This window comes from Verrucomicrobiota bacterium (assembly GCA_016871535.1).
Taxonomy (GTDB): Bacteria; Verrucomicrobiota; Verrucomicrobiia; order Limisphaerales; family SIBE01; genus VHCZ01.
This window is the reverse complement of sequence record VHCZ01000248.1, coordinates 1-8,937: the sequence shown is the minus strand read 5'-3', so window position 1 is coordinate 8,937 and position 8,937 is coordinate 1. Positions and strand designations below refer to the sequence as shown.

General features: G+C 59.5%; 9 protein-coding genes. 2 read left to right on the top strand and 7 right to left on the bottom strand.

Annotation, left to right across the window (positions count from 1 at the left end; genetic code table 11):
- Window positions 1-261 precede the first annotated feature (261 nt).
- The 7 genes from FJ398_22595 to FJ398_22565 all read right to left on the bottom strand — a co-directional run bounded on the left by FJ398_22595 (window position 262) and on the right by FJ398_22565 (window position 7,033).
- Window positions 262-855 carry a hypothetical protein gene (locus FJ398_22595; GenBank protein MBM3840698.1) on the bottom strand — a complete coding sequence of 198 codons (594 nt, stop codon included), beginning with the start codon at window positions 853-855 and terminating at the stop codon, window positions 262-264.
- Window positions 856-903: 48 nt separating this feature from the next.
- The gene (locus FJ398_22590; protein ID MBM3840697.1) at window positions 904-1,917 is read right to left on the bottom strand and encodes a squalene/phytoene synthase family protein; all 1,014 of its coding nucleotides are present in this window, start codon (window positions 1,915-1,917) and stop codon (window positions 904-906) included.
- A gap of 459 nt (window positions 1,918-2,376) precedes the next feature.
- A complete protein-coding gene (gene argH, locus FJ398_22585; GenBank protein MBM3840696.1) occupies window positions 2,377-3,804 on the bottom strand; it encodes an argininosuccinate lyase in 1,428 nt (475 codons plus the stop codon).
- 551 nt (window positions 3,805-4,355) lie between these two features.
- Window positions 4,356-5,114, bottom strand: coding sequence for a Rieske (2Fe-2S) protein (locus tag FJ398_22580; GenBank protein MBM3840695.1), 759 nt, complete (start codon window positions 5,112-5,114; stop codon window positions 4,356-4,358).
- A gap of 309 nt (window positions 5,115-5,423) precedes the next feature.
- The gene (gene lipA / locus FJ398_22575) at window positions 5,424-6,281 is read right to left on the bottom strand and encodes a lipoyl synthase (protein ID MBM3840694.1); all 858 of its coding nucleotides are present in this window, start codon (window positions 6,279-6,281) and stop codon (window positions 5,424-5,426) included.
- Window positions 6,282-6,397: 116 nt separating this feature from the next.
- A complete protein-coding gene (locus FJ398_22570; protein MBM3840693.1) occupies window positions 6,398-6,661 on the bottom strand; it encodes a glutaredoxin family protein in 264 nt (87 codons plus the stop codon).
- Window positions 6,662-7,033, bottom strand: a complete 372-nt coding sequence (locus FJ398_22565) for a cupin domain-containing protein (GenBank protein MBM3840692.1) — start codon at window positions 7,031-7,033, stop codon at window positions 6,662-6,664.
- 296 nt (window positions 7,034-7,329) lie between these two features.
- Between FJ398_22565 and FJ398_22560 the strand changes: the two genes are divergently transcribed.
- On the top strand, window positions 7,330-7,698 hold the full coding sequence (locus FJ398_22560) for a sulfurtransferase (GenBank protein ID MBM3840691.1): 369 nt from the start codon (window positions 7,330-7,332) through the stop codon (window positions 7,696-7,698).
- Between the two features lie 489 nt (window positions 7,699-8,187).
- The gene (locus FJ398_22555) at window positions 8,188-8,559 is read left to right on the top strand and encodes a hypothetical protein (GenBank protein ID MBM3840690.1); all 372 of its coding nucleotides are present in this window, start codon (window positions 8,188-8,190) and stop codon (window positions 8,557-8,559) included.
- Window positions 8,560-8,937: the final 378 nt, after the last annotated feature.

Sequence of the window (8,937 nt, the reverse complement as noted above, 5' to 3'; positions counted from 1 at the left end):
GTCCGCTGCACTTCGTTCGCACACTCACTGCCATGAATCCCATTCCATCACAACGGTACTACCGTTGTACAATGAGAACTATTCATGATCTCCATGAAAATTGTACATCATTCAGCGGTCATACCCAACGGAGGCGGCGGAGGAGGGTTCAGTGATCAGTCTTCAGGAATCAGTATTCAGGGACAAGTTGTGACCGCAAGTGAGGTGGATGAAACCCGACAACTGACAACTGGTTACTGAAAACTGATTACTGATTACTGGTCACTCCGCCAGAAGCTTCGCGCGCTGCTCGTGGTATTCATGCGGGGTGAGCTGGTCGGTTCGATACAGCAACAGCAGAGCTTGCAGGCGTTCCTGCTTGATTTTCGGCCCGGCTCCGGGTTCGGCTGCGGGTTGGATCGGCGCAGGGGCGGGCGTTGAAACTGTGGCGGGGGCAACCGGGGCAGCCGGAGTCTCCTTCACAGCCGGTGGGGCGGGAGCAGGACTGGTCCTCACGGTTGACTCGGGAGCTTTCGGTTGAGCGACCGAGGCGGCGCGCTCTCTGGCGACGGCGGCACGCAAATCCTCCAGCAACTGGCGAAGTTCGGGTGATTCGGCAGACACGGCAGGTGTCGGTGCTGGGGCCGCTGGGGCCGCTTCTATCTTCTTTTCGGGGACAGGCGCTGCGATGGCGGGCCTGGCAGCAGTTGACTCGCGCAGCATCGGCGCGGCGGCCTTGGCGCGTTCTTCCTCCACCTTTTGGCGAACCGCTTCGAGCATCTTGCTGGGGTCTTCGGGAGTTGGATTTTGGGCGTTTGTAGAAACGACCCCGGCACTGGCCATGAGAATGGCTAAAAGAAACCTCAATGTTTGCATGGACCTTAATTACTCCATGATTGGCCGTGCGGCAACCGGTTTCGAGGCTCAGGTTCCGCCTGAGTGGTATAACCGACGCCAGACGCGCGCAAAAGGGTATGTCAACACAGAGCGCGCCACCAACCACCACACTTCCTGGCGGCGAATCTTGATCCGCCGGGCCGGGTCCAGGATTCTCTCCGACCGCAGCCTCGCCAGGGTCTTCCTTCCGATGAGGATCGGCCAGGCACAGGCGAGCCGGACTCGGACCGCGCGTCGGGGCAGCAGGTTCGTATAATACCAACCCGCGGCCAGGTGAGCTTCCGCTCGATCCAGGTAGTCATCGTACAGGGGCCGAAGACGGCTTTCGTTTTCCAGCGCCAACATCTCCTGCGGCTTGAGTTCCATCTCCGACAATTGCGCCAGAGGCAGGTAACATCGCCCTCGGCGCAGGTCTTCGGGCAAATCTCTCAAAATATTGATCAATTGCAGCCCTTTGCCAAAGCGGATGCCATTTGCGATCAGATCTGCGTCGTCGATCGAGTCGGCGGGAAAAAGGTGCCGCCGGCACATGCGGGTCCAGAATTCGCCGACACAGCCCGCGACGCGGAATGTGTAATCGTCCAGTTCGGCGTCGGTCTGCAGCGGAATAATGCAGTTGCGACTGGCATAGGCAAAACGCTGCAAGTCCAGTTCCTGTCCGCTGGTGATCGTTTGGAGGACGTCGCGGATCAACCGTTGGTCCGCGGGGTCGAATCGCTCCAGCGCCTGCAACGCTTCGTCGATTCGCCTCAGCAACAATCGCTCCCCGGCGGAGACCTCATGCGCGGCGACAAATTCGTCCGCTTGGAACTCTCCGGATTCACTTCCGACCAGGATTTTCCGAAAGCCTTGCAGGGCTGCCAACCGGCCTACGACAGGGATAATGTCGGTGTCCGCAATGGTGTCCGCGGCGCGGGCGAGCAGATAAGCCAGGCCGATCTGAGGCCGGACCGCCGCGGGAAGAACGCGCAAGGTCAGGTAGAAGGATCGCGAAACGTCCTTCAAGAGATTCTCCAGCAGCGGCGTGGGATGCGCACTCATCCGAATGATTGCCAAGAAGGCAAATACTCCAATGTCTGCCGCACCGGTTCTTCACCATCTTCAATGGCTGTGTCGTGGAACTCGAATGCCGCCTTCCCCCTCACCCTGTCCCTCTCCCTCAGGGAGAGGGGAAAAAGGCATACCGTGCTGGGGGTAACCCTCGGTGCTCGATAGATCGAAATGCGGCAGTCAATGCTCCCTCTCCTCAAGGAAGAGCATCTGCGTAGCGTAGCGCAGATTTGCAATCTGCCGTATCGCGGAATTGCATTCCGCAGGCGCCCGACAAGTTCCAGGGATCTGGAACTCGCCGGCGCGCTGCCGATTGCAAATCGGCGATACAGCAGAGTGCAACTCTGCGCTACGGCGCAAGGCACGCTAAACCCATACAAGGGAGAGGGCCGAGGCGAGGAACCGCCGCCCCAGATGAAGGATTCACCTTCATTTGCGTTCATTGGCCGTTCATTTGGCGTTCTTGGTTCCATCTAACCTCATCATCCATCGCTCCAATTGCCGCTTTACTTCCCGGGTTCCTGGCGCGCCGGTCAAATTCCTCCGCGCCAGCGCTTGATGGAGATCGAAGATTTTCAAGGCCTCGGTGTTCAGCTTTGGATCAACCGAACGCAACTTGGCCAGGGACAGTTCATCGAGCCGTTTGCCAGTTTGCTCGGCCAGTGCCACGAGTTTTCCGATATCATGGTGCGCCTCGCGAAACGACCGGCCCTTCCGCACCAGGTGATCTACCAGGTCGGTGGCCAGCAGGCCGGGATCGCTCGCGGCTCGCAGACAGTTTTCTCTTTCGACACTCGTGTGGCGCAGCATCCCTGCCATCAAGCGCGCGGTGGATCGCACCGTGTCCGCGGTGTCGAACACACGCTCTTTGTCTTCCTGGAGATCGCGATTGTAAGTCATGGGCAATCCCTTGAGGAGCGTGAGCAACGCCACCAGATTTCCAAAAACGCGGCCCGCTTTGCCGCGTGAGAGCTCCGCGATATCCGGGTTTTTCTTTTGCGGCATGAGCGACGAGCCGGTCGTGTAGGCGTCGCCAATCTTGATGAAGTTGAACTCCGCCGTAGCCCAGAGAATCAAATCTTCCGCCAACCGCGAGAGGTGAAGCGCGATCAAGGCCGCCGAAGCGCAGAATTCAATCGCAAAATCCCGATCACTCACGGCGTCCATCGAATTCTGGGTGAGCCGCGGACGGTTCCGGGAATCGACGAAGCCCAGCAGCGTCGCGACCATCTCGCGATCCAACGGCAACGTCGAGCCGGCGATCGCGCCGCTGCCCAGCGGGCAGATGTTGACGCGCTGAAAACATTCGGAGAGCCGCTGGTGATCGCGCTCGAACATCTCCACGTAAGCAAGCATGTGATGGGCGAAATAGACCGGCTGCGCGCGTTGCAAGTGGGTGTAGCCCGGCAAGACGACGCTCGCATTCCTGGCACCAAGTTCGACCAACGCCGTCTGCAAATCCTGGAGCTCGCGCGCCAGGGCGGCAAGCTGGTCCCGGAGCCAGAGCCGCATATCGAGCGCGACCTGGTCGTTGCGCGAACGGCCCGTGTGGAGCTTCGCGCCCGCCGCGACCCGCCGGGTCAACGCGGCTTCGATATTCATGTGCACGTCCTCCAGATCGGTTCTCCAGCGAAACGTGCCGGCGGCGATCTCTTGCCCGATCTGTTCGAGTCCTTGCACGATGGCGTTCCGTTCCGCCTTGGTGAGCAGGCCGATCTTTTGCAGCATGGTGGCGTGGGCCATCGAACCGAGGATGTCGTACCGCCAGAGCCGCCGGTCAAATGAAACGGACTCGGTAAATTGGGCCGCATCCGCTTCGGGACCGGCGCTAAAGCGTCCGCTTCGGGAAACAGGGGGACTCTTTCTCTTTCGCTTCACGAAGTGGGAATGTGGAACGCGGGGCAGGGAAAGTCACTCCGAAATCTGCGCTACACGGGACGAAGTCACTAGACGATTCGGCAAGCGCGTTCTTGCACCGCTTGGAGTCCCGAGCTTTCTACCACGGATTTCGCGGATTTCGCGGATGAAGAAGCGGCTCATCCGTATAACCCGCGCCACAATCCCACAGACTCTTGTTTTTCAAGCAAGACTTTCAGGCGCTAACTTTGGTTAGAAGCGGGCCCTTCACCGTGCGCTGGAATACCGTTCCATCCACAGGCGGTGCCGATGCCGCTCCCGGGCCAGAAGCTGCTCGACCCGTTCGGACTCGGTCGAATCAAACAAAACCGCCTGGGGCAAACTCTGGTTGCACACGCCACAAAGCTTGCTTCGGCGGCTATAGACGATGGACGCACAATGCGGACAGCGGACCGCGGCGGGCTTCGCGGCCAGTTCGCGGGTGTAGGCAGGCGGAGGGGAAAGCTGAGGTAACGAGGCTCTGAATCTGAATTACTTCGGATTCGGAAATGTGAGCCTCGTTACCTCGGCTGCTACACCGGCCGGATTCGGATCGCGACGGCGTAGAAGCCGGCGCCGCCGGTTCGATCCACGTAGAGATTTGCGAAGTCGTCGATGCCGGGGAAAACCGTCTGGCTTGCGGCGCCATCCGGCGTGAGCGCGAAGGGGACTTGCTTCCAGGGTTCAGAGAGCGACGCTCGAAAGAGCACTTCAAATTCGAGATTTGCGAAGGCCAGGAACTTCAATTGCAAACGCGGGGGCAAGGCCGCGCCCCCGTTCACGATTGAACCGGCGATTTCGTGCGGCCAATCGGGAATCTCGATCGCGAGCCGATTGGCTCCGTCGAAACTCGTTTTGTACGACTGCAACGGAAACGAAGCCGGGCCAGTGATCGCGCGGCCATCGATCGCGAACCGCGAACCGTGGCACGGGCAGGTGCTGGAGTTGGAAGCCCGGCTGAACACCGGCACGGCGCACCCCGCATGGGTGCACTCGGAATTGAGCGCGTAGAATTGCCCTCCCGGCGCGCGGTTGATCAGCATGGGATAAAACAAACCTGCCGGGACGTTCGCCGCCAGCCGGCTGGTGCCGATCCGCACCGAGCCGAAGTCATTTCGCAAGGCGGGGAAGTCGTCGATATTCAAACGCAGGATTCCGACAGTTGGCCGGGCCTGGGCGGACACCTCCGCGAGAACCGTCCCGAACCAATCGCCGTCCCGCAATCTGGAATACGCCGTCGTAAGCGCTAACACTTTGATGAATTCCCGGCGGTGGATTGGATCCTTACTCATATTCCAGTGAACAACTTCTTGGGTGCATGGAGATCCCCTTCCCACTCACCCAGCCCTCTCCCTTGGGGAGAGGGAGCATCGACCGCCGGATTTCGATGAGTCGAGCGCCCAGGGTTGCTCCCAGCGCGGGTGCCTTTTCCCCTCTCCCTGAGGGAGAGGGATAGGGTGAGGGGGAGGAGGACGTTCGAAATCCACGACGCAGCCGCTGAAAATAGCGAAGAACCTGTTTCCGGAGACGTCGAGCTTGCTCGACAGCGCCGAGCGCATTCAAAGCGGCGACTGCGCAGGCTCCGTCGCCGCAGTCCAAAACTACGGAGCCTCATGGGTGATCGGTTTAAACTCATCGGCGTGATACGAGCTGCGGACCATGGGGCCGCTGGCCACGTGCGAAAACCCCATTCGTTCCGCGATCGTTCGATACTCGTCGAACCGCGAGGGCGGGACGAATTCGACCACGGGCAAATGGCGCAGTGTTGGCTGCAAGTATTGGCCTAGCGTCAGCATGTCGCAACCGGCGCGGCGCAAATCCGCCAGCGCGGTGAGCAATTCTTCTTCGGTTTCCCCCAACCCCAGCATGAGTCCTGACTTGGTGTAGATCGAGTCGCGCCGCCAGGCCTTGACCTTCCGCAACACGCTTAGAGAGCGCTCATACGTCGCGCGAAATCGGACGTGGGGCGTCAGCCGCCGCACGGTTTCCAGGTTGTGGTTGAAAATATCCGGGCTCGCCGCCAGCACGGTCTCGATGGAGCAGTCGGAATCGAGAAAATCCGGCGCCAGCACTTCGATCCCAATGCCCGGCGAAGCCGCACGCACCGCTTCGATCGTCCGGCGAAAATGTTCGGCGCCGCCATCGGGCAAGTCGTCGCGGGCGACGGCGGTGATCACGACATGTTTCAGCCGCATGCGCCGGACGGCCTCGGCGACGCGCGCGGGTTCGTCGGTTTCGAGCGGCAACGGTTTGGCGGTCGTCACGGCGCAAAAGCCGCACGCCCGGGTGCAGCGATCTCCCGCGATCATGAAAGTGGCGGTGCCCCGGCCCCAGCATTCCCAATGGTTGGGGCATTTCGCGCTTTCGCAAACGGTGTGCAGCTTGAGATCAGCCAGCAGGCTGCGCGTCTGGGAAAATGTGTCGCTCGCCGGGAGGCGGATGCGCAGCCATTCGGGCATCCGAGGGCGGGCAGTTGGAATTGTCGTCACCACGGTATCTCAGATTTATTAACCGCAGATGGGCGCGGATAAACGCGGATTCATCCGCGTCAATCTGCGTTCATCTGCGGTTGACCCTACAAAGGCTCGGCGGGTTGTTCCAGCTTTTCCCAAAACGCCGCCAACTGGTCGGTGTCAAAGTCGGCCAGCACTTTGCCGTCCACGTCGATCACCGGGGCCAGGCCTTGTCCCGAGATTTGCATCATTTCCTGGCGCGCGTCGGGGTTGGCCGCGACGTCGAGCGTCTCGAATTCGAGGCCGCGTTCGTTGAGCCAGTCCGCCGCCTCGTGGCACCAGCCGCAGTAGGGACGGACGAATAATCGGATTCGCTTCGGTTTCATTTATTGAACTGCTTCCGTAATCACCGTGTCACTGTGCTCGTAAGCTGGCGCACAGCAACAGAGAAACCTTAATGGCTCGGAGCCGAGGTTCCAGATTTTATGTTTTTGGCCGGGCGGGATGGCGATGGCATCGCCGACCCCGACCGTTCGCGTCTCTCCCTCGATCCGCATCCGCCCCTGGCCGGAGGTAATGAAATAGATCTCCTCGGCTTTCACGTGGAAATGCTCCTGGGTGCTCGCGCCGGGGCCGAGCCGGGCTTCCGCGAGGCTTTGGTTGCGGATCGCGGAATTGCGATGAGCCAGCAATTCGCGAATTTCAGACCCGTCCTTCGTCGTGAAGGCCGGCACCTGGTCTAAGTTTTTGACATCCATAAACTGGTCAATCTGTTCAGCAGCTTCTGCGCGGGTTGACAAGGCAAATCGGTCTTCGAGGTTTGCCGCGATCTTCCGGAACGCCGAATGACGAATGTCGAAAGAATGTCGAAGCTCGAATGACCGATTGGCTTGCTTTGGTTGGGCATTCGGATTTCGGAATTCTTTCGTCATTGGGAATTGAACATTCATCATTGAGTTCTTTGGCCGAGCCTGGGGCCACTGAGGACAGCAAGGGTTCGCCAGGTTCGCCAAATGCCATTTGACGGACCGGACCTGTCCGGTAAATTCGCAGCATGGAACATTCACCCGGCTTTCTCAAATTGGTCAACGACTCCAAGAGCCGCGTCAAGGAAATCACCCTGGACCAGGCCCGCGAACAACTCGCGAAGAATCCGCAGGCCGTTTTGCTGGACGTGCGCGAGGATCATGAATGGCAAAAGGGCCACGCGGCGGAGGCGGTTCATCTCGGCAAAGGAATCCTGGAACGTGATCTTGAGAAAATGTTTCCCAATCCTGAGACCGAGATCATCATGTATTGTGGGGGCGGATTTCGTTCCGCTTTGACCGCAGACGCCGCGCAGAAAATGGGCTATCGCAACGTCTATTCGCTCATGGGCGGATACAAAGCGCTGGCCGGCGCCGGCTGGCCGATCAAGAGTTAGCGGGAAACAGTTGGAACCGGGGAGCACACGCGCCCTCGCGTGTTCCGACCGGCGCCCTCGCCGGTCGGAACGTCGGAGAAACCATCTCAGAAAGGATCGCTTTTCGGACGCAAGCCTGTGGTCGGCGAGGGCGCCCACCACAGCACGCGAGGGCGCGTGCGCTCCCCGGACAATCCAATACTCCCCGATCGGGTGTGCGCGGCATCCGCACTGCTGTATAGGAGGTGTGAAGAGAAAGTTTCTCAATTGGATCGACTGGTGGGTGGTTACCCTCAGTTTTGTCGGCTTTCTGCTCATGGAAAGCCTGGTGATCTACACACTCTACGTGAGTCTTGGCATACTTGATAAGAGATCACTTCCTCCTCCTCAAACACTGGTCCCGAATCACGCCTTACAAAATATCCCCTCGTCACTGCCGGAGGTTGATTAACCGTTTGACATTGGCCGCCGGATTATCCAGTGTTTCCATCGCTCGGTGCAGTATCGTGCATGATCCAATCACTACAAGAGTTAGCCCAGTACGTCCGGCAGACTGTTCCCGATCCCAAGGCGATCCTCAACCTGAAGATTAACGAGAAGACGGGCGCGGTCATGTTCATCTGGCATGGCGTCGAGTTTCTGGTGAAACCAACCATGCACGTCTTTGAAATGCGCGGGTACAATCTTTACATCACCGGCATCTCCACTCTGCTTCAGGTCGTCCTCATGCGGCGCAGCCAAAACGAAAAGGTTTTCGAGACGGCGCTGCAGACCATCCAGGAAGCGGAAGAGCTCATTCGGGTCAAGAACCAGACGCAGCAAGGCGTTCAGTTGCTAGCCAACGTGCGCGAGACCCTCGGAAGACTCGTCGGCCGATCCTGACCGGGAACGGTTCAGGGAGGATTGTTTACTGCGGCAGAAAGCCGAAGGTTGAAATTGCAGTTTTGCTCGCCAAACACACCAAATCGCCGCGTCATCGACAAAGGAGCCGACCCTCCGGGGCGGGGCGGCGCCTGGCCGGCTGCGGCGTTGCTCGTCGGTCACAGCCCAAAAACGGGGATGCTCCCTCCTCGCGCCTTGCATCCGGCCAGGCGGCGCTCCCGCCAAAACCGGAAGTTATTTTTGCACAGACCCTAAGTGGTCCATTTCATAAATACGCTCACGTTCGCGGCAAGGGATTTTTCGGCCAGACGAGGCGCGAGCGACGAGCATATCCCGAAGTGGATCTGTAAGGAGCAAGCAACGAAGTCTGGCGAAAAA